Annotated in this window: 25 protein-coding genes and 1 pseudogene; 13 read left to right on the top strand and 13 right to left on the bottom strand. The window is 70.6% G+C overall.

Features of this window, described 5'->3' with window-relative positions; translation table 11 throughout:
* The first annotated feature begins 30 nt into the window (after positions 1–30).
* The 3 genes from bioB to VG296_RS17600 all read left to right on the top strand — a co-directional run bounded on the left by bioB (position 31) and on the right by VG296_RS17600 (position 6,128).
* Positions 31–1,056, top strand: a complete 1,026-nt coding sequence (gene bioB / locus VG296_RS17610) for a biotin synthase BioB (protein WP_414641107.1) — start codon at positions 31–33, stop codon at positions 1,054–1,056.
* 492 nt (positions 1,057–1,548) lie between these two features.
* Positions 1,549–2,850: an AfsR/SARP family transcriptional regulator gene (locus VG296_RS17605; protein WP_325566839.1), complete on the top strand. Its 1,302-nt coding sequence runs from the start codon at positions 1,549–1,551 to the stop codon at positions 2,848–2,850.
* 2 nt (positions 2,851–2,852) lie between these two features.
* Entirely contained in the window at positions 2,853–6,128 is a 3,276-nt protein-coding gene (locus tag VG296_RS17600; RefSeq protein ID WP_325566837.1) for an AfsR/SARP family transcriptional regulator, read from the top strand.
* A 13-nt stretch (positions 6,129–6,141) separates the two neighbouring features.
* On the opposite strand, the gene VG296_RS17595 is transcribed toward VG296_RS17600, so the two are convergent.
* Positions 6,142–6,321 carry a hypothetical protein gene (locus tag VG296_RS17595; RefSeq protein WP_325566835.1) on the bottom strand — a complete coding sequence of 60 codons (180 nt, stop codon included), beginning with the start codon at positions 6,319–6,321 and terminating at the stop codon, positions 6,142–6,144.
* A gap of 78 nt (positions 6,322–6,399) precedes the next feature.
* Positions 6,400–7,635, bottom strand: coding sequence for an ROK family protein (locus tag VG296_RS17590; RefSeq protein ID WP_325566833.1), 1,236 nt, complete (start codon positions 7,633–7,635; stop codon positions 6,400–6,402).
* Between the two features lie 84 nt (positions 7,636–7,719).
* On the opposite strand from VG296_RS17590, the gene VG296_RS17585 reads away from it, so the two are divergent.
* The 4 genes from VG296_RS17585 (at position 7,720) to VG296_RS17570 (ending at position 10,586) form a co-directional block, all read left to right on the top strand.
* Positions 7,720–7,983, top strand: a complete 264-nt coding sequence (locus VG296_RS17585) for a SemiSWEET transporter (RefSeq protein WP_325566831.1) — start codon at positions 7,720–7,722, stop codon at positions 7,981–7,983.
* A 99-nt stretch (positions 7,984–8,082) separates the two neighbouring features.
* Complete coding sequence (locus VG296_RS17580; RefSeq protein ID WP_325566829.1) at positions 8,083–8,379, top strand: DUF3311 domain-containing protein; 297 nt, start codon at positions 8,083–8,085, stop codon at positions 8,377–8,379.
* Complete coding sequence (gene mctP / locus VG296_RS17575) at positions 8,376–10,019, top strand: monocarboxylate uptake permease MctP (protein ID WP_325566827.1); 1,644 nt, start codon at positions 8,376–8,378, stop codon at positions 10,017–10,019. Before VG296_RS17580 ends, mctP begins: the two co-directional genes overlap by 4 nt.
* Before the next feature lie 57 nt (positions 10,020–10,076).
* The gene (locus tag VG296_RS17570) at positions 10,077–10,586 is read left to right on the top strand and encodes a GNAT family N-acetyltransferase (protein WP_325566826.1); all 510 of its coding nucleotides are present in this window, start codon (positions 10,077–10,079) and stop codon (positions 10,584–10,586) included.
* A 53-nt stretch (positions 10,587–10,639) separates the two neighbouring features.
* Here VG296_RS17570 and VG296_RS17565 read toward each other — a convergent pair whose 3' ends face one another.
* The 7 genes from VG296_RS17565 to VG296_RS17535 form a co-directional block, all read right to left on the bottom strand.
* Positions 10,640–10,864 carry a hypothetical protein gene (locus tag VG296_RS17565; RefSeq protein WP_325566825.1) on the bottom strand — a complete coding sequence of 75 codons (225 nt, stop codon included), beginning with the start codon at positions 10,862–10,864 and terminating at the stop codon, positions 10,640–10,642.
* Positions 10,865–10,890: 26 nt separating this feature from the next.
* Complete coding sequence (locus VG296_RS17560; RefSeq protein ID WP_325566824.1) at positions 10,891–11,106, bottom strand: biotin/lipoyl-binding carrier protein; 216 nt, start codon at positions 11,104–11,106, stop codon at positions 10,891–10,893.
* A gap of 118 nt (positions 11,107–11,224) precedes the next feature.
* Positions 11,225–12,670 (bottom strand): hypothetical protein, encoded by a 1,446-nt coding sequence (locus VG296_RS17555; protein WP_325566823.1) that lies wholly within the window; start codon positions 12,668–12,670, stop codon positions 11,225–11,227.
* Positions 12,667–14,457 carry an HD-GYP domain-containing protein gene (locus tag VG296_RS17550; RefSeq protein WP_325566822.1) on the bottom strand — a complete coding sequence of 597 codons (1,791 nt, stop codon included), beginning with the start codon at positions 14,455–14,457 and terminating at the stop codon, positions 12,667–12,669. Before VG296_RS17550 ends, VG296_RS17555 begins: the two co-directional genes overlap by 4 nt.
* A 258-nt stretch (positions 14,458–14,715) precedes the next feature.
* Complete coding sequence (gene rsrA / locus VG296_RS17545; RefSeq protein ID WP_325566821.1) at positions 14,716–15,051, bottom strand: mycothiol system anti-sigma-R factor; 336 nt, start codon at positions 15,049–15,051, stop codon at positions 14,716–14,718.
* Positions 15,048–15,731, bottom strand: coding sequence for a sigma-70 family RNA polymerase sigma factor (locus VG296_RS17540; RefSeq protein ID WP_325566887.1), 684 nt, complete (start codon positions 15,729–15,731; stop codon positions 15,048–15,050). The genes rsrA and VG296_RS17540 overlap by 4 nt, the downstream gene beginning before the upstream one ends.
* A gap of 179 nt (positions 15,732–15,910) precedes the next feature.
* Positions 15,911–16,648, bottom strand: a complete 738-nt coding sequence (locus VG296_RS17535; protein ID WP_325566820.1) for an SOS response-associated peptidase — start codon at positions 16,646–16,648, stop codon at positions 15,911–15,913.
* Between VG296_RS17535 and aroA the strand changes: the two genes are divergently transcribed.
* Both aroA and rsgA read left to right on the top strand, forming a co-directional pair.
* Positions 16,647–17,957, top strand: coding sequence for a 3-phosphoshikimate 1-carboxyvinyltransferase (gene aroA, locus VG296_RS17530; RefSeq protein ID WP_325566819.1), 1,311 nt, complete (start codon positions 16,647–16,649; stop codon positions 17,955–17,957). The two genes, VG296_RS17535 and aroA, sit on opposite strands and share 2 nt — an antisense overlap.
* A gap of 328 nt (positions 17,958–18,285) precedes the next feature.
* Positions 18,286–19,296, top strand: coding sequence for a ribosome small subunit-dependent GTPase A (gene rsgA, locus VG296_RS17525; protein ID WP_325566818.1), 1,011 nt, complete (start codon positions 18,286–18,288; stop codon positions 19,294–19,296).
* Positions 19,297–19,599: 303 nt separating this feature from the next.
* Here the strand turns inward: rsgA and VG296_RS17520 are convergent, their stop codons facing one another.
* Genes VG296_RS17520 through VG296_RS17510 form a run of 3 tightly spaced genes read right to left on the bottom strand, consistent with a single transcriptional unit; the run spans position 19,600 to position 21,626 of the window.
* Positions 19,600–20,205 carry a GNAT family N-acetyltransferase gene (locus VG296_RS17520; RefSeq protein ID WP_325566817.1) on the bottom strand — a complete coding sequence of 202 codons (606 nt, stop codon included), beginning with the start codon at positions 20,203–20,205 and terminating at the stop codon, positions 19,600–19,602.
* A complete protein-coding gene (locus VG296_RS17515; RefSeq protein WP_325566816.1) occupies positions 20,199–20,684 on the bottom strand; it encodes a nitroreductase/quinone reductase family protein in 486 nt (161 codons plus the stop codon). Before VG296_RS17515 ends, VG296_RS17520 begins: the two co-directional genes overlap by 7 nt.
* A 9-nt stretch (positions 20,685–20,693) precedes the next feature.
* Positions 20,694–21,626, bottom strand: a complete 933-nt coding sequence (locus VG296_RS17510; RefSeq protein ID WP_325566815.1) for a LysR family transcriptional regulator — start codon at positions 21,624–21,626, stop codon at positions 20,694–20,696.
* Positions 21,627–21,801: 175 nt separating this feature from the next.
* On the opposite strand from VG296_RS17510, the gene VG296_RS17505 reads away from it, so the two are divergent.
* Complete coding sequence (locus tag VG296_RS17505) at positions 21,802–22,692, top strand: SDR family oxidoreductase (RefSeq protein ID WP_325566814.1); 891 nt, start codon at positions 21,802–21,804, stop codon at positions 22,690–22,692.
* Between the two features lie 56 nt (positions 22,693–22,748).
* Here VG296_RS17505 and VG296_RS17500 read toward each other — a convergent pair whose 3' ends face one another.
* Positions 22,749–23,543 carry an SDR family oxidoreductase gene (locus VG296_RS17500; protein WP_325566813.1) on the bottom strand — a complete coding sequence of 265 codons (795 nt, stop codon included), beginning with the start codon at positions 23,541–23,543 and terminating at the stop codon, positions 22,749–22,751.
* A 245-nt stretch (positions 23,544–23,788) separates the two neighbouring features.
* Here VG296_RS17500 and VG296_RS17495 point away from each other — a divergent pair, with 245 nt between their 5' ends.
* From VG296_RS17495 to VG296_RS17485, 3 genes and pseudogenes are all read left to right on the top strand, one after another.
* The gene (locus VG296_RS17495) at positions 23,789–24,973 is read left to right on the top strand and encodes a globin domain-containing protein (protein WP_325566812.1); all 1,185 of its coding nucleotides are present in this window, start codon (positions 23,789–23,791) and stop codon (positions 24,971–24,973) included.
* A gap of 81 nt (positions 24,974–25,054) precedes the next feature.
* Complete coding sequence (locus VG296_RS17490) at positions 25,055–25,306, top strand: hypothetical protein (RefSeq protein WP_325566811.1); 252 nt, start codon at positions 25,055–25,057, stop codon at positions 25,304–25,306.
* A pseudogene (locus VG296_RS17485) lies at positions 25,303–25,618 on the top strand (hypothetical protein); the annotation flags it as partial. The gene VG296_RS17490 and the pseudogene VG296_RS17485, both read left to right, overlap by 4 nt.

The following is a 25,618-nucleotide window of genomic DNA, read 5'->3' as shown; positions in this document are numbered from 1 at the left end:
CTGGACGGCGTTCGCGGCCCATGAGGCAGAATGGCGCGCGTGACCGAGAACCACTCCACCACCCCCGACATCCTCGCCGCAGCCCGCGAGCAGGTCTTCGAACACGGCCGCGGCCTGGACGAGCGGCAGCTGCTCGAGGTGCTCGAACTGCCCGACGACCGGCTCGAGGAACTCCTCGCGCTGGCCCACGAGGTGCGGGAGCGCTGGTGCGGCCCCGAGGTCGAGGTCGAGGGCATCGTCTCGGTCAAGACCGGCGGCTGCCCGGAGGACTGCCACTTCTGCTCGCAGTCCGGCCAGTTCACCTCGCCGGTGCGCTCGGCGTGGCTGGACATCCCGTCGCTCGTCCAGGCGGCGAAGGAGACGGCCGCGACCGGCGCGACGGAGTTCTGCATCGTCGCAGCCGTGCGCGGGCCGGACAAGAAGCTCATGGCGCAGATGCGCGAGGGCGTCGCGGCGATCAAGGAAGCGGTGGACATCAACGTCGCCGCGTCGCTCGGCATGCTCACCCAGGAGCAGGTGGACGAGCTCGCCGAGATGGGCGTGCACCGCTACAACCACAACCTCGAGACGGCTCGCTCGTACTTCACCGAGGTGGTGACCACGCACACCTGGGAGGAGCGCTGGGACACGCTCCGGATGGTGCGCGACGCGGGCATGGAGGTGTGCTGCGGCGGGATCGTCGGCATGGGCGAGACCAAGGCCCAGCGCGCCGAGTTCGCCGCGCAGCTCGCCGAACTGACGCCGGACGAGGTGCCGCTCAACTTCCTCAACCCGCGTCCGGGCACGCCGTTCGGCGACCGGACCCCGCTCGAGGCGAAGGAGGCGCTGCGTACGATCGCGGCCTTCCGGCTGGCCCTGCCGCACACGATCCTGCGCTATTCGGGCGGTCGCGAGATCACCCTCGGCGATCTCGGCACGGAGCAGGGCCTGCTCGGCGGCATCAATGCCGTGATCGTCGGTAACTACCTGACGACGCTCGGTCGTCCGGCTGCCGCGGACCTGGAACTGCTCGACAAGCTCTCGATGCCGGTCAAGGCGCTCTCCGCCACGCTGTAGTCCGCGGCGGCCGTAGTCCGCGGCGGCGGTCCGGCGGTCCCCAGCGGCCGCTGTGTCTCGCCGCCGTGTCTCATCGTGCTCCGCGTCGGCGCCCTCCCCTCCCGGTGGGCGCCGCCGACGGCAGGGGACCGGCGAAGTGTCGTGGGCTTCGCCGGTCCCCACACGAGCCGGCACCCCGAGCCCGGCCGCCGTTGCGCGAAGGGAAGAAGAACAACGCCGGCCGCCGCTCATGCACGATCGCTGGCGCTTCGCGTGCACTCGGGTACCTGGCCTCGAGCATTCCGCAGCGGCCTACCGTGCGACTACCGCGACGCTGTCGCATCGGTGATCTTCCCCGGCGAAATCCATTCCGGTCACGGACCGCATCGGGCTACGATCTGCCTGTCGCGCTTCGGGGCGTGGCGGATCCTCGCCACGTCGTTCCCACGGTGGCGGAACGCCGCGGCCGATCGCTGGAAGGACGTTGCGTTGCGGTTCGCTTTGCTCGGTCCCGTGCAGGTGCACGACGACGACGGTCCGGTGGAGATTCGCGGAGCCCTGCGACGCACTCTGCTCGCCGCGCTGCTGCTGCACCGCGGCTCGGTGCTGTCCGCGGACCGGCTGGGCGAACTGGTCTGGGGCGGACGGCCCCCGGCCTCGGTCACCACGTCGCTCTACAACCAGATCATGCGGCTGCGGCAGGCCCTGAACGACGACGGCGACCTGATCCGCGCCGTGACCCCCGGCTATCTCATCCACGTCGCCCCGGCCGACCTCGACCTGACCGCGTTCGGCGACCTGTGCACGGAGGCGCGCCGCGCCGCCGGCGTGTCCGACTGGTGCGCGTGCTCGAAGCTCTACACCACCGCGCTGGCCCTGTGGCGCGGCGAGATGCTGGCCGACGTCCCCGCGCTGCACGACCACCCGTCCATCCACCAGTTCACCGAGAACCGGCTCGGCGCACTCCAAGGCCGCATCGAGGCCGACCTCAACCTCGGCCGGCACGACGAACTCATAGGTGAACTTAGAACCCTGACCGTATCCCATCCGCTGCGCGAGGCCTTCCACGCACAGCTGATGCTCGCCCTCTACCGCGCGGGCCGCCAGGCCGACGCCCTCAACGTCTACCGCGACCTGCGCCGGGCGACCAGGAACGAACTCGGCGTCGAACCGGGCGCGGCGATCCAGACGCTCCAACAGCGGATCCTGAGCTCAGACCCCGCACTCACCCCGCCGAAGCCGAACCCTGACACCGGTGCGCCGCTCTCCGTCGCCCCTCCCCCGCGGACGACCCCCAGTCAGCTCCCTGACGAGAAGTCTCCATTCACCGTCCGCCCCACCGACCTCGACGAACTCGTCTCCCTGGTGGAGGCCACGGTCAACGGCGCGGACACCGGCATGGTCGTGATCTCCGCGAACAACGGCGCCGGGAGCGTCGGCAAGACCGCGCTCGCCGTCCGTGCCGCGCACCAGCTCCGCGAGCACTACCCCGACGGCCAGCTCTTCATCGACCTGCACGGCTCCAGCTCCTGCCCGCCCCCCACGCCGCCCGAGGACGCCCTCGACTACCTGCTGCGCTCCCTCGACGTCCCGCCGCCCGCGATCCCCGCCGACCTCGACGAGCGCGCCGCGCTGTACCGGTCCCGCCTGGCCGGTACCAGAACCCTGATCCTGCTCGACGACGCGGCGAACACCGCCCAGGTCCAGCCGCTGCTCCCCGGCACCCCCGGCTGCCTGGTCCTGATCACCAGCCGCAACCGCATGATGGGCCTCGACGACGCCCACTTCTTCGCCCTCGACGCAATGGGAGACTGATCATGCGCTTCGGGCTCCTCGGTCCGCTCCAGGTCCGCTCCAACGGCGCCGACGTCCCCATTCGCGGCACCCTGCGTCGCACCCTGCTCGCCGCCCTGCTGCTGAACCGCGGCGCCGTCGTCTCCGCGGACCGTCTCAGCGAACTGCTTTGGGGCGACGACGCTGCCGACGCCGTAACGCCGCTCTACAACCAGGTCATGCGCCTGCGCCAGGCCCTCGACGACGACGGCGCCCTCATCCGCGCCGTCCCCCCGGGCTACCTGATCCATGTCGCCCCCGACGACCTCGATCTCACCGAGTTCACCGATCTCTGCGCCCGAGCCCGCGACGCCGCCGCCACATCCGACTGGCTTGACTCCGCCAAGCTCTACACCGCGGCACTGGCCCTATGGCGCGGCGAAATGCTCGCAGACGTCCCCGCGCTGCACGACCACCCGTCCATCCACCAGCTCACCGAGGACCACCTCGTCGCCGTCCAAGGCCGCATCGAAGCCGACCTCAACCTCGGCCGCCACGACGAACTCATCGGCGAACTCAGGACCCTCACCAAATCCCACCCGCTGCGCGAGGCCTTCCACGCCCAACTGATGCTCGCCCTTTACCGCGCAGGCCGCCAAGCCGACGCTCTCAGCGTCTACCGCGACCTCCGCAGCGCCTCGAGCAGCGAGCTCGGCGTAGAACCGGGCGCGGCGATACAGGCGCTCCACAGCGCCATCCTCAACTCAGACCCCTCCCTCGCACTCACCTCCGCGTCAGCACTCGCGCCCACCGCCCCCGCCCCCGCTCCCCGCCCACCCATGCCCTCCCCCCGCCAACTCCCCGCCGACACCCGCCTTTTCACCGGCCGCCAAGCCGAACTAGACGAGCTCACCTCACTCGCGTTAAACGGGAATCCCACCGCAGGCACCGTCGTCATCTCCGCCATCAACGGCATGGGAGGCGTAGGCAAGACCGCACTGGCCATCCATGCCGCGCACCAACTCCACGAGCGCTACCCCGACGGCCAACTCTTCATCGACCTGCACGGCTACTCCGTAGACCTCGACCCGGTCGCGCCGGAGGATGCCCTCGACTACCTGCTGCGCTCCCTAGGCGTGCCACCCCAGTCGATCCCCGGCGACCCAGACGCCCGCACCGCCCTCTACCGCTCTCGCCTGGCCGCTTCCAGAACCCTGATCCTCCTCGACAACGCCGTCAACGCGGCCCAAGTCCGCCCTCTCCTCCCCGCAGCGCCAGGCTGCCTGGTCCTCATCACCAGCCGCAACCGCCTGACAAGCCTCGACGACGCGCACCTTCTCGCCCTCGACGTCCTCCCCCACGCCGACGCCGTAGCCCTGCTCCGCGACGTCGCCGGCCCCACCCGCGCCCCCGAACTCGACGCCCAACCCACCGCCGTCGCCGAACTCATCACCCTCTGCGCCCACACCCCCCTGGCCATCCGCATAGTCGCCGCCCGCCTCCGCCACCGCACTTCCCTGACGGTGGACGCCCTCAACACCGAACTCCGCGAGGAAGCCGACCGCCTCGACCGCATCCAAGACGGCGACCGTGACCTGACCACCGTCTTCAACGCCTCCCTCCGCATGCTCCCCGACCCCGCCCAACGCCTCTTCCGCCTCCTAGGCCTCATCCCCGGCCCCGACTTCGACCCCCACGCCGCCGCCCACCTAGCCGCCACCGACCTCCGCACCGCCGAGCGCCACCTAGACACCCTGCTAGACCACAACCTCCTCATCCAACACGCCCCCGGCAGGTACCGCCTCCACGACCTCCTCCGCGCCCACGCCCGCACCCTCGCCGCCCAAGACCCAGGTTCCGAAGCCGCCTTCACCCGCCTCGTCGACTACTACCTGGTCACAGAGCGTGCAGCCGACGCCGTGATCAACAGCAAAGCCAAACCCATGACAGCCCCAGTGCTGTCCCCCAAGGACCCGCTGCCCGTGATCAGAACAGGGCGCGATGCGAATGATTGGCTGCGAACAGAACGTCAGAACCTTCTTGCGCTCGTCGCTCAACCCACTACCGATCCTGTGTACAGAGACGCACTGATTTCAGCACTGGCCACCCATCTTGGCGCCGAAGGGCCGTGGAGCCTCGCCGAAGATCTACACGCCTCCGCTGCCGAGTCGGCAAGGATACGCGGTGATCAACTGGCTGAGGCAAACGCTCTGGTCGACCTTGGCACGACCGCTGGTGGGCTGGGCAAGCCGGATGTCGCGCTCGATCATCTTGAGCGGGCTTCGGCGCTCTACCGAAAAGTCGGCAATGCCCGCGGAGAAGCACGCACCCTCTGGTCAATCGGTCATACGAATCTCCAACGAGGCCGGATGCACATGGCGGCGAAGCCCTACAAACGAGCACTCGAAATCTACCGCGAACTCGGCGACCGTTCGGGAACGGCCGCGCTACTTAGCCTGCTCGGCGTCCAGAGCCATGCCACAAGTAAGAACAAAGCGGCAAAAGAATACTTCGCACAGGCCATCGCGATCCGCCGCGAACTGAACCATGCGATCGGCGAGGCCGACTGTCTGCTGAACGCCAGCTTCTCCCTCTTTGCCACAGAAGACTTCGACGAAGTACGACCGTCACTCCACCGAGCCCTCACGCTGGCCAAACAAGCCCTAAATAGGCAGCTCACCGCCAACATCCTGCAGGAGATCGGGCGATACCACCTGCTCGCCGGCGAACTCGACGACGCGACGCGGCTGTTTAGCCAGGCACTCGAACTGCACGTCGAGGTTGGCTTTCGCATGGGTGAAGGCAATATCTATTGGGAACGCGGGCGGATAGAGTTCGCGCGCGGCAACCACGACGGCGCAATGGAGCTTTATTTCAAAGCGCTCGATATATTCCTGGAGATCCGCAATCTGTACGGCGAGACTCTCGCGAGGCACGAGCTTGGTCGCGCACATCACGCCAGGGGTGAGTTTGAACGCGCCAAGCCGCTTCTCGATCGAGCGCTGCAGATCAACGTCGAGACCGGATTCCAAATCGGGGAGGCAGAAGTCCGAAACTCCATTGCAGCCCTTCGGGCTGACGTGGATGGACCTGAGGTGGGGCTCAAGCTTTATCAGGAAGCCCACGAGGTCGCCGTCAGGGCGGAGCATCCGTTGGAGCGGGCGCGGGGGCTTGAGGGGATGGCGCGGTGCGAGGTGGAGTTGGGGATGGTGGAGGCGGGGGTTGGGCACCTGCGGGAGGCCGTCGATCTTTATGGGCGGATGAAGGTGGTCGAGTACCGGCCGGCGGCGGCGTGGCTCACGGAGCTGACGGGGGGCTGAAGGGCGCGGCTCGTCAGCGGCTGCGGGGGCCGCCGCGGCGGGTTAGGAGGAAGACGAGCAGGCCGATGAGGGCGAGGATGGCCACGGCCAGGGCGGCGACGACGGGGAAGTTCGAGCCGTGGTTGGTCGGATCGACGCTGAGGATGTGCAGCCTTCTGGTGCTGGACAGCAGGTATACGGCGTGTCGGGACATGGCAGGACCCCCAATCCTCGTATCGAGGCTATCCGATCGGGAGATTGTGTTGCGGGGCGGGAGATCGAAGGGCGCGGGCTATTCGGCGGGGGCGGGGACCTGGAGGGTCTGCAGCACGTGGTCGAGGACGAGTTCGGCGGCGCCGAGGAGGGCGGCGCAGTCGAGGGTGGCGGGGAGTACGGGGACGGGGACTGCGCGCTCGAGGAAGGAGCGCTCGGCCATCTCGGCGGCGATGCGGGCTGCGCCTAGCGGGTAGAGCTTGGCGAGCAGGCCGCCGAGGAGGATGCGGTCGGGGTCGAGCACGTTGATGAGGCCGGCGATGCCGCTGCCGAGCAGGGTTGAGATGTGGTCCACGGCCTGGGTGGCGGCGGGGTCGCCGCGTTCGGCGGCCTCGATCAGGACCCTGGCACGGTATTCGATGCCGGTGACGGGGCTGTCCGGGAGGTAGGCGGCACGCATCAGGGCCCTCGTGTCGGCGACGAGTTCGAGGCAGCCGCGGGAGCCGCAGGAGCAGCGGGGGCCGTCGGCGTCGGCGGTCGTGTGGCCGACTTCCATCGCGTAGCCGCGCGCTCCGCCGAAGACGGTCCCCTCGGTGATCAGCGCGCCGCCGATGCCGATGTGCTCGGTCGTCAGGTAGAGCAGCTGGTGCGCGCCGCGGCCGGCGCCGTGCCGGTGCTCGGCGAGGGCGGCGAGGTTGGCGTCGTTGCCGACGTGCACGGGCCACGGCTCGTCGAGGCCCTCGCGGACGAGGTCGCGCGTCGGGACTCCGGCCCACTCGAGGTGCCGGGGTTCGAGCGCGTAGCCGTCCTCGGTGCGCACGGGGGACGGCATCGAGACGCCGATGCCCGCGATCGGTCGCCCGGCTTCGCGGCCGAGCTTGCGCAGCAGTCTGGTAATGCGCAGGAAGATCGAGGCGACGTCGGGCCGCACCTCGATCGGTTCGCGCTCCACGCGGAGCACCCGTCCGCCGAGTTCGATCACCGCGACGTCGAGGGTGTCCACGCGCAGGTGCGCGGCGAGTGCGACGGGCGACGTGGCGGCGACGTGCACGTGGTGCGACGGGCGGCCGGGGCCCGAACCGGAGCCGTCGCCGCGGCGGGCGGTGGGGCGGTCGTCGACCCGGACCAGTCCGCGGTTGACCAGATCGCTGAGCGCGTACCCGGCGGCGGACCGGCCGCAGCCGAGTTCCGCGGTCAGTTCGGCGCGGGTCGCCTCGCCGCCGGCGTGGTGCAGCAGCGTCAGCAGCCGCGAGGCGTTGTTCGCCGAATCGTTGCCGCTCGGACCGATGATCGAACTGGACAAGGGTGGGGTCACCCCTCGATTATGTATTTGTACAGCCGTTGCACAAAATTGTCAGGCCCGGAGCGCCGCCCGGGACCGTGTAGGAGGGGGAAGCCCGTGAACACCGCCATGCTCATCGGCCTGCTGGCCGGCTCGATGACCACCGCCGCCTGGCTGCCTCAGGTGGTCAAGGCCTTCCGGACCAAGTCCACCCAGGACTTCTCCTGGAGCTGGTTCGCCATGTTCGGGTTCGGCGTGGCGTTCTGGCTGGTCTACGGCTTCGCGATCTCCGCGGTCGCGGTGATCCTGCCGAACGCGCTGACGTTCCTGCTGGTGCTGAGCCTGTTCACGCTGAAGGTGCGGCACGTACGCACGCTGTGACCCAATCGAAATGCATTACTTCCGTCACAAGCGGCCCGATCGCAACTAACCTCCGGAGAGATATCCACCTGTGACGTAGCTCTCACATAGGAGGTGCCCATGGCCGGGGGACCCACCCCGCCCGGGATGATCACTCCGTTGCGGTTGTTCGCGACTCTCTGCATCCTGGCGCCCACCATCGCCGTGATCGCGGTTCCGACGTACAACTCCGCGACGCCCACACTCGGCGGCTTCCCGTTTTTCTACTGGTACCAACTGATCTGGGTGGTCATCACCGGGATCCTGATGGTCGCGGCGTATTGGGCGATGAAGATCGACGCGCGGCGGCGCAAGCAGATCCGGGCCACCGCCGAACCCGCCGGCGACGGCGCTGGTGACGGGGAGGCGGGGGCGTGAGGATTCTGGCTTCCGGTAGTTCCGGAGTGCACGGGGTCGAACTCGGCGTCGTGGTCACGCTCTTCGTGTTGGTGGCGGTGTTGGGTTTCCTGGCGGCGCGGTGGCGTCGGTCGGGGGACGCGAACCATCTGCACGAGTGGGGGCTCGGCGGGCGTTCGTTCGGCGGGTTCATCACCTGGTTTCTGATCGGCGGTGATTTGTACACCGCCTACACATTCGTCGCGGTGCCCGCCAGCCTGTTCGCCACCGGCGCACTCGGGTTCTTCGCGGTCGGCTACACCATCCTGGTCTGGCCGCTGGTGTTCATCTTCCTGCCCAGGCTCTGGTCGGTCTCGCGCAAGCACGGGTACGTCACCCCGGCCGACTTCGTCAAGGGTCGGCACGGCTCACGGCTGCTGTCACTGGCGATCGCGGTGACCGGGATCGTGGCGACGATGCCGTACATCGCGCTGCAACTGGTCGGCATCCAGTCCGTGCTGTACGTGATGGGCATCGGCTCCAGCGGCTCCTCGTTCGCCCAGGACCTGCCGCTGTTCGTAGCGTTCATCATTCTGGCCGCGTTCACCTATACCTCCGGGCTGCGCGCCCCGGCCGCCATCGCGTTCGTCAAGGACCTGCTGATCTACATCACGATCCTGGTCGCGGTGATCTACATCCCGATGCGGCTCGGCGGCTGGACGCACATCTTCAGCGCGGCCAGCACTCGCCTGGCGGTCAAGAGCCCCACCACGCACCTGCCCGCGGGCTCCACACTGCTCGCCCACGGCAACGCCCTGCCGTTCGCCACCCTTGCGATCGGTTCGGCGATGGCGCTGTTCATGTACCCGCACGCGCAGATCGGCGTGCTGGCCACCAAGCAGCGCAGCACCGTGCGCCGCAACGTGTCCGCACTCACCGTCTACTCGCTGATGCTCGGCTTTGTCGCGCTACTCGGCTACATGGCCATCGCCGCTGGGTTCACGACCAAGAGCCTGGGCAACAACGCGCAGCACGCCGTGCCGGCGCTGTTCGACGCGATGTTCCCATCCTGGTTCGCCGGCATCGCCCTGTCCGCGATCGTCATCGGCGCGCTCGTGCCGGCCGCCATCATGTCCATCGCCGCGGCGAACCTGTTCACCCGCAACATCTACGTCGACTACATCAAACCCGACGCGACCCCCGCCCAGCAGACGGCCGTGTCCAAGTGGGTCTCGCTGCTGGTCAAGTTCGGCGCCCTGGCCTTCGTCCTCGGCCTGGACGCGACCAGCGCGATCAACTTCCAGCTCCTCGGCGGCGTACTGATCCTGCAGACCTTCCCGGCGATCGTCGGCGGCCTGTACACCCGCTACTTCCACCGGTGGGCACTGCTCCTCGGCTGGGCCGCGGGCATCGTCTACGGCGCGGTCGTCGCCTGGCAGCAGTCCTCGGCCACCCAGCACCACTTCGCCTCGCAGGTGGCGCTGATCCCGTGGACGCATCAGAAGGCGTACATCGCGGTCACCGCGCTGGTGGTCAACCTCGTCGTGCTCGTCGTGTCGAACCTCGTGCTCCGTGCGATCAAGGCACCGGCCGGGGTGGACGCCACCGCTTCCTCCGACTACGACCACGACGTCGAGCACGAGGAGCCGTTGGCCGTGACGGCGAAGCCCGAGACGGCCTGAGGGCGGCGGGTAACCGGCCCGCGCCGCGTGCGGGAGTGACCACGTAGGATCTGCGGCATGGATCTGGTGGTGCGTGCGGCGCGGGAAGCCGAGCTTGAGCGGATCGGCGAGCTGACGGCCGAGGTGTACGAGTCGGAGAACCTGGCCGGTCCGGAGTACGTGCAGGTGCTGCGCGATGCCCGGTCCCGCTGGGAGTCGCCCGGCACCACGCTGCTCGTCGCGTTCGACGACGGTGCCGAGGAGCCGGAAGACCTGCTCGGCACCGTCGTCTTCGCCGGCCCCGGATCACCCTGGCGGGATCTGGCGACGGGCGACGAGGTGGAGTTCCGCATGCTGGCGACGGCGGATCCGGCACGCGGACGCGGCGTCGGCGAGTCGCTCGTCCGCGCGTGTATCGACCGTGCGAAGCGGGCCGGAGCGACGCGGCTGGTGCTCTCGACCGGCCCGCAGCACCTCGCCGCGCACCGCCTGTACGACCGGCTCGGGTTCACCCGCGTGCCGGAGCGGGACTGGCGTCCGCGGTCGGACCTGGACTTGGTGCTGCGCGCGTACGCGCTGGAACTGTAGGGGCGCGGCGACGGCCTAGAACAGGGACTTCGCCAGAGGGAACGCCAGAGGGACTAGGCCAGGTCGCCGTGGGCGGAGCAGCGGGCCCGGTAGCCGGTGGGCAGCACCTGGACGACCAGACGCCTGCGGCACTGCGGGCAGTAGCGCGGCGGCTCGAGGCTCAGCCGGGCGACGCACGCCGGGTGCGGGGACGCGGCGGGCTCGCCGCAGTGGCCACAGTAGGGGATTTCAGAAGTCGGCGAGTTCGCGGGAACGGCGGCGGGGTCGGGCGTGGGCATGGGCATGATCGGGGCTTCGGGCCGCGTCAGCCGAGGACGGCGATGACGTCGCCCTCCTGGATCACGTCACCGGGCACGACCTGGACATCGGTCACCGTGCCGGGGCCCTCGCAGAGCACCGGGATCTCCATCTTCATCGACTCCAGCAGCACCAGCGCGGTCCCGGCCTCGACCTTGTCGCCGACCTTGACGTGCACCTCGGCGACGTTCGCCACCATCTCCGCCCGGACCACTTCGCTCATAGTCTGAACAGTACCAACTCGGGCCGCCCGGCCGGACGAACGGCGGCGACCAATCGGATCAACGAAGGCGGTACCGGGCGCGCATTGACAAGCGCGGATTCCCAGCGCAGGCTGCGGCCTACTCGACCGAGACCAGCCGGGTGAGCGATTCGACGGCGCGCGGGTCGTACGGGTCCCCAATCCCGCGGCGGATCCGTGCCAGGGCACTGACGTGCGCGGACGGTCCGGGCTCCGCGGTGCGCAGGTCCTCGAAGTCGTTGGCCACGCGCAGGATCGCGGCGGCCCGCCGCTCGCTCTCGTCGCCGATCGCCTCGTCCTCGCCGACGGCGGCCTCCGAGACGGCGAGCTGGGCGCGGTAGGACAGCGGCTGGGCCTCAAGCACCCGGGCGACCCGGTCGAGCACGCCGGTCTCCCGCACCACCTCCGCGCCGCGCGCCGCCACCTCGGCCGCGACCCACGGCGTGGCCAGCACGGTCGCGCCGCCGGGCAGCGGGTCGGCGAGCGAGAGCTGGCCGATGTCGTGCAGCAGCGCCGCGTATTCGAGGTCGAGCAGCTCCGGCTCGGTCAGGTCCAGGTCGCGGCCGATGGCGAGGGCCAGCCGGCACACGCGGCGCGCGTGGCCCGGGTCGGTGTACCCGGCGAGGTCGGTCATCCGGGACAACGCGCGGATCGTCTGCTGGTAGGTGGCGCGGATCGCGGAGTAGCGGCGCAGCGCGCGCTGCATGACGAGCACCGGCGCGGCGGCGATCGGCAGCACCCACAGGCCGAGCGGGTCGGCGGCGAGCGCGACCGCGACGGAGAGTGCGGCGACCGCCGGGCAGATCCGCGCCGTCGCCACGCATTCCTCGAACCAGGTGTCGAGCAGCCGCCGCAGGCTCGTCCGGGGCGCGGCGGCGGACTCGGCGGGCCGTCCGTGCTCGACGGAGGAGTCGCCGTACTCGGAGTGGCTGAGCAGCGAGCCGGTGGCGTAGTAGCCGGAGGATGTCGCGAACACGGCCGCCAAAGCCGGGTCCATCAGCAGCGCGAGGATGGCCATCGCGCTGAGCAGCAGGAGCAGTTCGGTGCGGGTGGCCGTGGCGATCTCGGGCGCCAGGACCGTACGGAGGAGCCAGGCCACGATGCCGGTCACACCAATGCGCCGAACGAGGTATCCGATCGGAGCGGGCCGTCCGGCGATCGCCTGCGGCACCGAGCCGATCACGGCGGCGACCGCGACCACGACGATCACCTGCACCGGGCCCCACATCGCGGGCCGCCCGCCGATGGACGTGGTCAGCGCGTAGCCGAGCCCGGCGGTGGCGGCCAACGGGGCGTTGTCCCGGCCGCCAGGCAGCGTGATCCGCAGGGCTTCGCCGAGCACTATGACGGCGCCGAACGCGAGCGCGTCCGACATCTGCACGGGACCGCGCACGAACAGCTTGAGCATGGCCGCCAGCACGCCAGCGACGAGCAGGCAGCCGAGCAGCACCGGAGTGGCGACGAAGTGGTGCCGCGGCGGAGTCTGCGTCCGCGCGGGTCCCGATTCGTGACGCGATCGGGTGAAGTACCGGAGGGCGCCGCTCATCTGCCCTCCGTCTCAGGGCCCGTGTTCGTCGGGGTGTCGCGGTCGGTGCCGCGCTCGGTGGCCAGGTCCGCGGCTCGGTCCGCGGCGCGGTCGTTCTTCGGCTCGCGCTTGGTCTGCGTCGGGAGGTTCAGCTCGGGACGGAAGGGGGCGAGACGCAGCTCGTCGCGCGGGGCAGGGGGCTGCTTCGGGTCCGGAAGCACGGCGTCTGGAAGCACTGGGTCCGGGAGCACCGCGTCGGGGAGCGCCGCGTCCGGAAGGGTTGCGGCCGGAAGCGAGACGTCCGGGACCGGGTTGTCGCCGCCCGACGTTTCGTCGACCGCCGGCTCACGCTCGGCGGACTCATCGGTCGGCGGCTCGCTGCCGGACGCGTAGTCATCGGTCTGCGGCTTCTCGGCGCCCTCGACGTCCACGGCAAGGAGCTGATACGCGGGGTCGTCGTGGTCGAACTGCGCGACCACCGCTCCCGGCGGCAGCTCCGCGAGCTCCGGCTGGCCGCCGCGGGCGCCCGGGCACGCGGTACCGTCGCCGCGCCACGGACGTCCCGCCAGCTCGGCCCGGGACAGCGCCGCCGCGATCGCGTCCACGATCGCCGGGTCGAACTGGGTGCCCATGTTGGCGCGCAGCTCGTTCAGCGCCTCGTCCGAGCCGCGGGCGCCGCGATAGGACCGGGTCGAGGTCATCGAGTCGAAGGCGTCGGCCACCGCGATGATGCGCGCGAACGGCGGAATCCTCATACCGCGCAGGCCACTCGGATAGCCCAGTCCGTCCATCCGCTCGTGGTGGTGCAGGATCGCGCTGTACGCCTCGTCCAGGAAGGCGATGTCGCGCACCACCTCCACGCCGCGCGAGGGGTGCAGCCGGATCTCCTCGAACTCCTCGTCGTCCAGTCGCTCGGTCTTGCGCAGCAGCCGCGTCGGCACGCCGAGTTTGCCGACGTCGTGCAGCGTCGCCGCGTAGCGCAGCACCTCGACCCGCTCCGGCGGCAGCCGCAACTCGTCCGCGATCATCTCGCTGATCCTGGCCACCCGCTCGCTGTGCCCGCGGGTGTAGAGGTCCTTGATCTCCACGGCCTGGACCAGGGTCCTGATGATCGCGTCGTGCGCGGTGCGCTGCTCCTCGTACTGCACCGTGGCCCAGCGCGTGACGATCACCGGCCCGAGCAGCACGATCGCGGCCAGCGCGTCGTAGGACACGGTCCAGAGCACCGCGGTGAGCAGGCCGACGAGGGCGTACGCGATGTTGCGCGGCACCATCCGGAGGGTGAAGTCGCGCAGCGCGGCACGCTGGGTCTGCCGGCCGACCTGCACCAGGAACGTCTCGATGACCGCGGCCGGCACCACGCTGAGCACCAGCACGGCGAGGCCTATCGGCACCAGCGCGCCGGGGAAGTCGGAGCCGGTCAGCACGGTGCGCCCGTCCGCCGCGTGGTACACCTCGCCCGCCGCGGCCGCGGCCAGGAAGGCGACCGCGCAGGCGAAGCCGACGCGCGTCGGCCGGGCGCGGCGCAGCACCATGCACGAGGAGGAGACGGCTCCGGTGAGCGCGGCGGCACCGGGCGGCAGCAGCACGATCGAGGCCAGCAGCACCGAGACCATCGCGGGGCCCGCGGGGCTCTCCTGGGTGTCCGGCAGCCGGATCGTCAGATTGAGCAGCACCTGCAGCAGCAGCAGGACCAGGAAGGGGGCACGGGGCACGTTCGCCCAGTCGGTGCCCGGCAGCACGCACGCGGCGGCCACCGCCGCCGCGGCGATCACGGCGGTGAAGAAGTACCGTGCGCGCTGCGGCATCCGGCCCGTCCTCGCCAGCCCCGTCGATCGGTCTCTCCGATCGGACTACCGGCTAAGCGTACTGAGCATAGACGCCGCGAGGGGGCGTAGTCGTGAGGAATTCATTTCATTGAGCGAACGTCGAGTGCGCTGGTCGGCGCGTCGTGAGCGTTCGGTCACCCCGGCGTCACGGTACGGCGCCGAACGGCGTCCCGCGGGCCACGGCTCAGGGCATTGCGACGAGCGGTGAACGCCGTCGGGGCGGGTCAGGACGGCGCGTCAGGACAGCGCCGAGGCCTGCTTCGCGCCCGCCGGGACGTCCGCGGCGTCGGCTTCGGGACCGCCGCAGCCGGCGTCGGCCGCGGCGCCCGCCTGCACCTGGCGGATCTTGGAGAGCACCTTCACGCGCAGGTCCTCCGGCGCGACCTCCGAGCAGCACCGGTGCACCAGGGCCTTGACCGCCTGCTCCAGCCCGTATTCGGCGAGGCACGGGGTGCAGTCGTCGAGATGCTGCTTGACCGTGGCGAGGTCGTCGTCGGCCATCTCGTGATCGATGTACTCGTAGACGTGTTCGAGCACCGACGCGCAGTCGTCGTGCGGGTGGCCGCAGCTCATGACACCGTCTCCTTCTCGCTCTCGCCGCCGAAGCCCCTTTGCTTCGCGTAGTCGCCCAGCAGTTCCCGCAGCTGGCGCCGTCCCCGGTGCAACCGGGACATCACAGTGCCGATGGGCGTACCCATGATGTCCGCGATCTCCTTGTACGGGAAGCCCTCGACGTCGGCGAGGTACACGGCCATCCGGAAGTCCTCGCCGATGGACTGCAGCGCCTGCTTCACGTCCGAGTCGGGCAGGTGGTCGAGCGCCTCGACCTCGGCCGAGCGCAGCCCGCTGGAGGTGTGCGACTCGGCGCGGTGCAGCTGCCAGTCCTCGATCTCGTCACTGCCGGCGGACAGCGGCTCGCGCTGCTTCTTCCGGTAGCCGTTGATGAACGTGTTCGTCAGGATGCGGTACATCCAGGCCTTGAGGTTGGTGCCCGGCCGGAACTGGTGGAAGGACGCGTACGCCTTGGCGTAGGTCTCCTGCACCAAGTCCTCGGCGTCGGCCGGGTTGCGGGTCATCCGCAGCGCGGCCGAGTAGAGGGCGTCGAGGTACTGCATCGCGTCCCGCTCGAACCGGGCGTCGCGCTGCGCGGGGGTCTCCCCCTCCGGCGCGGCGGACGTCCTCTGTTCGGCGGCAGCGTTCAGCGTATCCTCGGCGTCCTGCGACGCGGTCGGACGGCCGTGGTCGGCGATCATGCCCACGCCTGTTGCAACCTCCGTGTCCAGGGCAAGGCCACGACGCTCCCAAGCGGCGTCGACCACCTTGGCCCCACCCGACTCTAGCCGCTGCGGGGTCGGGGCAACGAGTCGAGGCTTCATGAACAGGTCATGGTCCGACTGCACGGGCGTTCTCGTCATCAATCCAGGCACGTGGTCTAGAACAGCGTGCCGGGGTCGGTTAATTCCCGGATCAGCTCGGGCCCGTTGTTGCGCACGTTGCCGACCTCCGGGCCGACCGGGCGCGCGGCCCACGCGGGCACGGTGGCCAGGTCGAGTAAGGAACGCACCTGGTCAGCGTCCCGGACGTCCCGGTCCAGCCACGCGTCGATCGTGTCGCGGGCGATCGTCAGCGGCATCCGGTCGTGGATCTCGGTGAACCGGCCGAGCGCGGGGCCGGTGAGGACGGAGACGGAGAAGAGCGGACGGCCCTCGGGGTCGATCCAGCGCTCGTAGAGACCGGCGAGGGCGAGCTGCCTGCCGTTCTCGGCGTGGATGAACAACGGCTGCTTCCGGCCGGCCTCCTTCTTCCACTCGTAGTAGCCGTCCGCGGGCAGCACGCAGCGGCGCTTGGCGAAGGAGTCGCGGAACATCGGCTTCTCCGCGGCGGACTCGATCCGCGCGTTGAACGCCCGCACGCCGATGCCCGGGTCCTTGGCCCAGTACGGGATCAGCCCCCAGCGCGCAGCGCCGAGAAGCCGCTCGCCCTCGTCCTCGCGGCGCTGCCAGACGACCGGCACCGGGTCCGTCGGGGCCACGTTGTAGCTGGCGGCGTAGCCCGCGGCGAATTCGTCCCCTGCCACGGCCTGGAAGTCCAGCTCCATCTGCCGGTACGGCGTCGCCACCACGTATCTCCCGCACATGTCACCCATCATCCCCGATACGCTTGGGTTCATGAGCAGAGACGAGCTGTGGGACGCGCCGGCCGCCGCTGAACCGATCCGCGCCCGGGTGACGGTGCCGGGGTCGAAGTCCGCGACGAACCGCGCGCTGGTGCTGGCGGCGTTGGCCGACGGCCCGTCCACGCTCTATCGGCCGCTGCGCAGCCGGGACTCGCTGTTGATGGCCGGGGCGCTGCGCGCGCTCGGCGCGGAGATCGACGACGCCGGCGAGGACGGCTTGGACGGATCCTGGCTGGTCACGCCAGCGGAGCGGGTGACCGGCGGCACCGAGGTGGACATGGGCGCCGCGGGCACGGTGATGCGTTTCGTGCCGCCGATCGCCGCGCTGGCCGACGGCCCGGTGCGCTTCGACGGGGACCCGCGCTCGCACGAACGTCCGGTCGGCCCGCTGGTGGACGCGCTGCGCACGCTCGGCGCCGAGATCGACGACGCCGCGAATCCGGGCCACTTCCCGCTGGCCGTGCGCGGCGCGGGCGGACTGCGCGGTGGCGCCGTGGAGATCGACGCGTCGTCCAGCTCGCAGTTCGTCTCGGCGCTGCTGCTCAGCGGCGCGCGCTTCGACGAGGGCGTGGACGTGCGGCACGTGGGCGGCCGACTGCCCTCGCTGCCGTACATCGCGATGGCGGTGCAGATGGTGCGCGCGGCGGGCGTCGAGGTGGACGACTCGGAGCCGGAGCGCTGGCGGGTGCGGCCCGGCGCGATCAAGCCGGTCACCCAGACCATCGAGCCCGACCTGTCGAACGCGGCCCCGTTTCTGGCCGCGGCCCTGGTCACCGGCGGCACGGTGACGATCGCCGACTGGCCGCGGGCGACCTCGCAGCCCGGCGACCGGCTCCGCGAGATCCTGACGCTGATGGGGGCCTCGTTCGAGTTCACCGAGGCCGGACTCGAGTGCCGGGGCTCGGCGACCATCCACGGGATCGACCTCGACCTGGCCGACGAGGCCGAGCTGACGCCGACCATCGCGGCCCTCGCGGCCCTCGCCGACGGCCCCTCGCGGCTGCGCGGCATCGGCCACATCCGGCTGCACGAGACCGACCGGCTCGCCGCGATCGCCGCGGAGATCAACGGCCTCGGCGGCAGGGTGAAGGAGCTGCCGGAGGAGCTGCTGATCGAGCCGGCGCCGCTGCACGGCGGGGTGTTCCACACGTACGAGGACCACCGGCTGGCGACCGCCGGTGCGGTGCTCGGGCTCGCGGTGCCGGGCGTGCAGGTGCAGGACGTGGCGACGACCGGCAAGACGCTGCCGGACTTCCCCGGACGCTGGGCGGCGCTGCTCGCCGGGACGGACTACGCGGCGTGAGCGAGCGCGGCGTGCGTCCGAACAGGCCTGGCCGCAGGATCAGGCGCCGGGACGGACGCTGTGTCGAGTTCCGTGGCGGTAGCAGTGGCGTTGGCAGCGGCACTGACGGCGGCGTTGGCAGCGGCTGTGGGGGCATTGGCTGTGGCACTGGCAGTGGCGTTGGCTCGGATGAGCGCGACGCGTTCTCGGGCGGGTCTGGTGTGTCCGGATCTGCTGTGCCCGGGTCTGGTGTGTCCGGGGCCGCCGTGTCCGGGGCCGCTTTGCCCGGGTCTGCCGCGTGTGGGGTCGTCGTTGCTTCGGCTGGGGTTGCTTCGGCTGGAGCTGCCTCGTGGTGAGGCGTGGCCGGGACTTCGACGAGGACGATGTCCGCGTCCGGGCGAATCCGCGCGGTTCGCGTCCCCGCTCGAAGATCCGTCCCGCGCAGGAGGACGCCGCCGACGCGATGGTGCTGGCCGTGGACCGCGGCCGCTACACCTGCCTCGTGCAGTCCGGCGAGCGCGAGGGCGCCGAGGTGACCGCGATGAAGGCGCGCGAGCTGGGCCGCAAGGGCGTGGTCGTCGGCGACCGGGTGTCGCTGGTCGGCGACATGCGCGGCGGTCCGGACTCCCTCGCGCGCGTCGTGCGGGTTCAGCCGAGACAGCACGTGCTGCGGCGTACGGCGGACGACACCGACCCCGTCGAGCGCGTGCTCGTCGCCAACGCGGACCAGCTCGTGATCGTCACCGCGCTGGCCGATCCGGAGCCGCGACCGCGGATGATCGACCGCTGCCTCGTCGCGGCGCTGGAGGCGGGACTGTCCACGGTGCTGTGCCTGACCAAGGCGGACCTCGCCGATCCCGGCGCGCTGCTGGCCGCGTATGAGCCGATCGGCGTAACGGTCGTGGTGACCGAACGCACCGGCGACCTGACTGAGCTGCGGCGGGAGCTCGCCGGGAAGATGAGCATCCTGGTAGGCCATTCGGGTGTCGGCAAGAGCACGCTCGTCAACGCGCTGATTCCGGGCGCGGACCGGGTGACAGGCGTGGTCAACGACGTGACCGGCCGGGGGCGACACACCTCGACCTCGGCGGTGGCACTGCGGCTGCCGGAGACGGACGAGTTCGCGGGCGGATGGGTGATCGATACCCCCGGAGTACGCTCGTTCGGCCTAGCGCACGTCTCGCCGGACGCGGTGGTGGCGGCCTTCCCCGACCTCGCGGCGATCACGGCCGAGTGCCCGCGCGGCTGCACGCACATGGCAGACGCCCCAGACTGCAAGCTCGACGAAACCGAGGGCGTCGACCCGGCGCGACTGGACTCACTCCGGCGGCTGCTGACGGCGCTGACCGCAGGAGACTGATCAGGTCTGACCCGCACTGACCGCAGAAGACTGAACCACACTGATCATGGCTGAACCGGGCTGACCCGCACGGACACGCACTGACACGATCCGAAGTGGACTGATCCGAGCCGACGCGGGATCGCTCGCCGAACGCGACCCCACGCGCTGACCGCAGAAGACTGAACCGCACTGATCAAGATTGAACCGGGCTGATCAGGGGTGACCCGCACTGACACGATCCGAAGCAGACTGAGCCGATCCCACGCGGATCGCGACTCGGGCCCGTGCGTCGCTTCGAGCGGCGTTGCGGGCGCGGGGTCGTCAGGTCTCGTCGAAGTCGATGCGCATTACTACGCGGCGTTCCGTGGGTCGGCTGACCTGGCGGAATCCGGCGGCGACGAACGTGCTGCGGCTGCCGACGTACAGTTCGCCCCAGGAGAACTCCTGGCCGGGCTTGGTGGCGATCGGGTAGCCCTCGATCGCTCGCGCACCGCGCTTTCGGGCGAAATCCACCGCGGCCGCGGTGAGGGCCTTGCTGACGCCCTGTCGGCGAAAGCCCGTGCGCGTCACGAAGCAGGTGACGGCCCACACCGTCTCGTCGGTTCTGGACTCCTCGCGGCCGGACCAGGGGACGCGGCTGCGCAGCAGGCGCGGGTACTCGGTGCGCGGCTCGACCGCACACCAGCCGACCGGCTCGTCGTCTAGGTACGCGATCAGCCCACTTGTCGTACCGGCGTCGGGGTAACCGCACTCCGTTTGGGCGCGTAGCCCCTCGGCGCGGTCCTCGACGCTCAGCGCACGCCACTCCGCGGCGGGCACTTTGAACCACTGGCACTGGCAGCGGTGGGCCTCGCCGCGTTCGCCGAAGATCGTCTGCAGATCGTTCCAGGACGCCTCGTTCGCCGGTACCACGGTGATCGTCACCATGAGCGCTCCAATCGAAAGACCATGATCTCCCGGCCGGACGTGGCCTGCACCCGTTCGGCGTATTCGTCGTACGCGGGCCAGACCTCGAGCAGTAGCGACCAGGCCGTCGCGCGCTCCGGGTCCGCCAGCCGCCGGGCGCGCACCGGGATGCGCTCGCCGTTCAGCGATACGACGGCCTCGGGCGTCGCGCCGAGGTTGAGCGCCCATCCGGGCTGGCGCTCCTGCCCCCAGTTCGAGCCGGCGACGAGGAAATCCGTGCCCTGCGTCGCGAAGGTCAGCGGCGTGACGCGCGGCCGGCCGGTCCGCCGCCCGGTCGTCTCCAGCAGCATCAACGGGATCCCGAGCGCGCGGGCGAGCGAGGCCCGTCCGTGCGTGGCCCGCTGCAGGGTCCCGTCGACGCGCGGGAACACCTGTCGCCCGGCCGCGGACACGAGCGGGCTGCCGAGCACGCGCCGCGGGATCCACCGAGTGATGCGCACCCGCCGAGTCTAGTGGCGGACGCGCGGTTCCGGGCCGGTGAGCTGGGCCGACGCGATCTTGCGGAAGGCCGCGACCAGGCGGGACCGATCGTCGGCGCGGGTGGCGAGCACGACGTGCACGGGCTCGACGCCCTCCAGCGGAATCGCCGTCAGATCGGGTCGCAGCGAGTTGTGCGCGACGCCCGCGCCGATGGCCACGGCCTCACCCGCCGCGACGACCTCGAACTTGTCCTCCATGGCGTCGACGATCGGACCGTCCAGGACCCGGCGGCCGTCCGGCCGCGGCTCGATGCGCCAGAAGGCCGACCAGGCCGGGTCGGAGCCGCGAACCCGGGGCATCGGCTCGTCCGCGATGTCCGCGAGAGTGACGTACTCCTTGCCCGCCAGCCGGTGCTGCAGCGGCACGATCACGACCCGCGGCTCGTCGTAGAGGATCGTGACGTTCAACTGGTCGGTCGGGAAGGGCAGCCGGGCGACCGCCGCGTCCAACCGGTGGTCGAGCAGCGCGTCGCGCGACTCGTTCCAGTCCACGTGCACGGTGTGCACGTCGGCGTCAGGATGCTGACGACGGAGCTCGCGGACCGCGGGGGTGACGATGATCCCGGTCATGTAGCCGATCGTGATCCGGCTCGGCTCCGCCGCGGCCCTGGCCCGCGCGGTGGCCTGGGCGGCCGAGCGCAGCAGGGACTTGGCCTGCGGCAGGAAGACCTCCCCGGCCTCGGTCAGCTTCGTGCCCTGCGTCGTCCGGTCCAGCAGGCGGGCGCCGATCGTCTGTTCGAGGCGGGCGATCTGGCGGCTGAGGGACGGTTGGGCGACGTGCAGCGCCTCCGCGGCGCGGCCGAAGTGCCGCTGCTCGGCGACGACGGTGAAGTAGCGCACCAGCCGCAGATCGAGGTCCGCGGCGCGCCCCGACTCCGGCTCGGGCGATGACGAATCTGTCATACGGGAATGGTATCTCGTTCTGTCACCTCTGTCATCGAGAATATCGTTCTAACTGGGATGATGCCTGATACGTATGAACCGACTCGGAACAGGACTTGGACGGCGGCGACCCGCGGCGCGCATCGTGGAAGGGCAAGCACGACAGCTTCAGCGATCTTCATCGAGGGAAGAAATCATGCGCGTATTCGTCACCGGCGCGACCGGCTTCATCGGTTCCGCCGTCGTCCGCGACCTGCTCGACGCCGGGCACGAGGTCGTCGGCCTGGCCCGCTCGGACGAGGGGGCCGCGTCGCTCGCCGCGACCGGGGCAGAGGTCGCCCGCGGCACGCTGCACGACCTGGACATTCTGCGTGCCGCGGCGGACGCGGCGGACGGCGTGATCCACACCGCGTTCATCCACGACTTCGCCGACTTCGCCGCGTCGGGCGAGGCGGACCGGGTGGCCATCAAGACGTTCGGCGAGGTGCTGGCCGGGTCCGGCCGGCCGCTCGTGGTCGCCTCGGGCACCGGCCTGATCAGCCAAGGCACTCTCATCACCGAGGAGACCGACGCACCCAACCCGCCGCCGATCCCGCGCGTCTCGGAGCAGACCGCGCTCGAGTTCGCCGACCGCGGCGTGCGCGCGACGGCGATCCGGCTCGCCCCGAGCGTGCACGGTGAGGGCGACCACGGCTTCGTCCCGCAGCTGATCGAGTTCGCGCGCCAGAACGGCGCCGCGGCGTACATCGGCGAGGGCGCGAACGTCTGGCCCTCCGTGCACCGCTTCGACGCCGCCCGGCTGTTCCGGCTGGCGTTCGAGTCGGCGCCCGCGGGTCGTCGTCTGCACGCCACCGACGAGCAGGGCATCCCGTTCCGCCAGATCGCGGAGACCATCGGCGCGGGGCTCGGCCTCCCGGTCAAGTCCCTCGCCCCCGACGAAGTCGAGGGCTACTTCGGCTGGTTCGCGCACTTCGCGGCGATCGACAACCCCGCGTCCAGCGCACTCACCCGTGAGTGGCTCGGCTGGCGCCCGGAGCACGTGGGCCTGATCGAGGACCTCGAGGCGGGGCACTACTTCACGAAGTGATCGCAGGGTCGGCGGCCGGGTGTCGGAGCCCGGCCGCCGACGCGCCGTCACCAGTGTTACCAGCGCTTCGAGACGCCGCGGCTCACCCGGGTGCTCAGGCGGCGTGGAACGATCTTGCTGACGCCGACCAGCGCCTTGTACTTGATGCTCGGCACGCTGACAGTCAGGCCCTTGCGAAGGTCGTCGATCGCGGCGTCGACCACCTCGTCGGCGTCGAGCCACATCCAGTTGGGGATCTGCTGCGGGTCAACCTCGGCGCGATCATGGAATTCGGTGTGCGTGAAGCCCGGGCACAGGGCCATGCAGCGCACGCCGGTGCCGTTCAGCTCGGCCGCCACCGACTCGCTGAAGCTGACGGTCCAGGCCTTCGCCGCGCTGTACGTGCCGCGCGGGACGAAGGCCGCCACCGACGCGACGTTGATCACGGATCCTTTCCCGCGCAGCACCATCCCGGGCAGCGCCGCGTGCGTGAGCCGCAGCACCGCGCGGACGTGCACGTCGATCAGCCGCTCCTCTTCCTCCAGCGAGCCGGAGCGGAACGAGTGGGCGATGCCGAATCCCGCGTTGTTGACGAGGATGTCCACCGGCCGATCCTTCTCCGCCAGCCGCTCCTCGACCAGCGCCCGGCCCTGCACCGTCGCCAGGTCCGCGCTGAGCGTCTCAACCCGGCGCTCGGCCCGCTGCCGCTCCTCATCGGTTCCGGCCGACTCGCCGCGCAGCTCCCCGGCCGTCGCGTCGAGCCGTTCCTGGTTGCGCGCGACGAGTACGAGGTCGTAGCCGAGCGCCGCGAACTTGTCGGCGAACGCGCGTCCGATGCCCGCCGTGCCGCCGGTGATGAGAGCGGTAGTCATGCCGCCGATCCTTCCACCACGCACCGGGCCGCGTCGAGTGACGTCGCTCACGCTCGGTCACTCAACCAGCGCGCTGGGATGCGTCGGAACCCCATTCGGCCGCGCACAGGGCATGGCGTGGGCCAGCGAATTCAACCGAATGGACCACGCGTAGCCGAGATATGACCTAGCGTGAGGATCACCGTCCGGCCGACTGGCTGTCCGCCGGACGGAGACGAAGACACCGATGACGAGGGGACCCACGGATGCCGAAGCCCTTCGACCCCCGCCTGATCCAGGAGTCGTTCGCGCTCGTCGAGGCCGAGGCCGACAAACTGGCGAGCCACTTCTACGCGTTGCTGTTCCTGGAGGACCCGGCGCTGCGGGATCTGTTCCCGCCGATGATGGACGCCCACCGGGACCGGCTGATCACCGCCCTGGTCACGCTCGTGCACCGCGCCCACGACACCGAGGCGCTGGACGAGTACGTGCGGCAACTCGGCCGTGACCACCGCCGCTTCGGGGTGCGCCCCGAGCATTACGCCGTCGTCGGCCAGTGCCTGCTGAGCACGCTGCGCAGGTTCGCCGGTCCGCGCTGGACGGCCGAGATGGACGGCTGCTGGTACGCCGCGTTCCAGCGCGTCGCCGGGCTCATGGTGGAGGCGGCCAACGAGGCGGCTCGCACCGCGCCGCCGTGGTGGGCCGCGCGCGTCGTCGGGCACGTACGTCCGAACGGCTCAACGGCCGTCGTCACACTGGAGCCGGATTCGCCGTATCCCTACCGGTCGGGCCAGTACGCATCCGTGGAGACGCTGCGCTGGCCGCGGGTCTGGCGACCGTACTCGATAGCCAACGCGCCCTCCCCCGACGGCCTGATCTCTTTGCACATCAAGGCGATCGACGCGGGCTGGGTGTCCTCCGCGCTCGTTCACCACACCTACGTCGGCGACACCGTGCGCCTCGGTCCCCCGGTCGGGTCCATGGTCTGCGACCCCCGCTCGCAGCGCGACATCCTGCTCGTCGGCGGCGGTACCGGCATCGCTCCGATGCTCGCCATCGCCGAGGAATTGAGCCGCTGGAATGACCACCGCCGGGTGCATCTCTATTTCGGGGTACGCCGAGCGGAGGACTTGTACGCCATGGATCGGCTCGCCGCGCTGGTTCGCCGGGATCCGTGGCTGCGCGTCGTGCCGTGCGTGTCGGAGGACTACCGCTTCCGCGGCGAGCGCGGCTTGCTCGCGGACGTGCTGCAGCGCCAGGCGATGGAGCACGACGACTGGACCCGCCACGACATCTTCATCGCCGGCTCGGGCCCGATGGTCGCGGGCACCGCGGCCCGCCTGATCGACCTCGGCGTGGACGAGCGTCGCGTCCGCTTCGACTCCTTCGACCAGCAGTCCGGCGTCATCCTCGACGTGCGCCGGCTGGCCCTGGCGCGAGCCGCCGCCTAGGTTTCGAGGGACCGGTCCCGACAGCCCGGATCTACTCTCAGCGCGAAGCAGACCCCTGTGTTCGAGCGCTGAGGAGAGGTCATGGCGTACTCGTCGCCGCCTGCAATCCGGGAACCGCGCGGTTACCAGCGTGAACCGCACCTGAGGGTGTTGATCGGCTACGCCGTCGCGGCCGCGTTCCTGGCGGTCTTCGCCCTCGTGGTGAACTTCGGCCTCGGCCGGCACCCGAGCTCGGCATCGCAGGTGACCGGGAACGACGCGCACGTCGCGCGGACGACGGCGGTGGCCGCGCCTTCGGATGCGACCGCGACCGCGACGGCGGCCCGGCGATGAGCTACCAGCCGACTTTCGCGCCCCCGCCCGGTCCCGCGCCCGCGCCGATGCCCAAGCCCCGCCCCGTCTCCCGGCCGACCGACGGCCGGATGAAGGCCGTGCTGATCATCGCGGCGCTCATGTCGCTGGCGTACGGCATCCAGGTCGTGATCGACATGCTGCGGCCGCAGATCCCGGGCTATCCGGGCCAGCCGCTGATCGGCTGGCTGGGGCCCGGTGACCCGGGCTGGTGGGAGAAGGCGTCGTTCTGGACGTTCGTGGTCGGCCTGCCGGTCGCCGGGTTCGTCTGCCTCATCGGCTGGGAGCGCGTCC

This window comes from Actinospica sp. (genome assembly GCF_035552695.1).
Lineage (GTDB): Bacteria > Actinomycetota > Actinomycetes > Streptomycetales > Catenulisporaceae > Actinospica.
The sequence above is the reverse complement of the archived record's forward strand: the minus strand, read 5'-3'. Positions and strand labels throughout refer to the sequence as shown.

What these genes read in the sequence shown, in the direction of transcription:
- VG296_RS17560 (WP_325566824.1), bottom strand. Translation starts at nt 11,106, where the DNA reads ATGAGCGAAGTGGTCCGGGCGGAGATGGTGGCGAACGTCGCCGAGGTG.
- VG296_RS17600 (WP_325566837.1), top strand. Translation starts at nt 2,853, where the DNA reads ATGCGCTTCGGGCTCCTCGGTCCGCTCCAGGTCCGCTCCAACGGCGCC.
- VG296_RS17510 (WP_325566815.1), bottom strand. Translation starts at nt 21,626, where the DNA reads ATGACAGATTCGTCATCGCCCGAGCCGGAGTCGGGGCGCGCCGCGGAC.
- VG296_RS17500 (WP_325566813.1), bottom strand. Translation starts at nt 23,543, where the DNA reads ATGACTACCGCTCTCATCACCGGCGGCACGGCGGGCATCGGACGCGCG.
- VG296_RS17555 (WP_325566823.1), bottom strand. Translation starts at nt 12,670, where the DNA reads ATGAGCGGCGCCCTCCGGTACTTCACCCGATCGCGTCACGAATCGGGA.
- VG296_RS17570 (WP_325566826.1), top strand. Translation starts at nt 10,077, where the DNA reads ATGGATCTGGTGGTGCGTGCGGCGCGGGAAGCCGAGCTTGAGCGGATC.
- VG296_RS17595 (WP_325566835.1), bottom strand. Translation starts at nt 6,321, where the DNA reads ATGTCCCGACACGCCGTATACCTGCTGTCCAGCACCAGAAGGCTGCAC.
- VG296_RS17565 (WP_325566825.1), bottom strand. Translation starts at nt 10,864, where the DNA reads ATGCCCACGCCCGACCCCGCCGCCGTTCCCGCGAACTCGCCGACTTCT.
- VG296_RS17490 (WP_325566811.1), top strand. Translation starts at nt 25,055, where the DNA reads ATGGCGTACTCGTCGCCGCCTGCAATCCGGGAACCGCGCGGTTACCAG.
- VG296_RS17540 (WP_325566887.1), bottom strand. Translation starts at nt 15,731, where the DNA reads ATGATCGCCGACCACGGCCGTCCGACCGCGTCGCAGGACGCCGAGGAT.
- VG296_RS17520 (WP_325566817.1), bottom strand. Translation starts at nt 20,205, where the DNA reads ATGGTGACGATCACCGTGGTACCGGCGAACGAGGCGTCCTGGAACGAT.
- VG296_RS17505 (WP_325566814.1), top strand. Translation starts at nt 21,802, where the DNA reads ATGCGCGTATTCGTCACCGGCGCGACCGGCTTCATCGGTTCCGCCGTC.
- rsrA (WP_325566821.1), bottom strand. Translation starts at nt 15,051, where the DNA reads ATGAGCTGCGGCCACCCGCACGACGACTGCGCGTCGGTGCTCGAACAC.
- VG296_RS17550 (WP_325566822.1), bottom strand. Translation starts at nt 14,457, where the DNA reads ATGCCGCAGCGCGCACGGTACTTCTTCACCGCCGTGATCGCCGCGGCG.
- VG296_RS17495 (WP_325566812.1), top strand. Translation starts at nt 23,789, where the DNA reads ATGCCGAAGCCCTTCGACCCCCGCCTGATCCAGGAGTCGTTCGCGCTC.
- bioB (WP_414641107.1), top strand. Translation starts at nt 31, where the DNA reads ATGGCGCGCGTGACCGAGAACCACTCCACCACCCCCGACATCCTCGCC.
- VG296_RS17580 (WP_325566829.1), top strand. Translation starts at nt 8,083, where the DNA reads ATGGCCGGGGGACCCACCCCGCCCGGGATGATCACTCCGTTGCGGTTG.
- aroA (WP_325566819.1), top strand. Translation starts at nt 16,647, where the DNA reads ATGAGCAGAGACGAGCTGTGGGACGCGCCGGCCGCCGCTGAACCGATC.
- VG296_RS17535 (WP_325566820.1), bottom strand. Translation starts at nt 16,648, where the DNA reads ATGAACCCAAGCGTATCGGGGATGATGGGTGACATGTGCGGGAGATAC.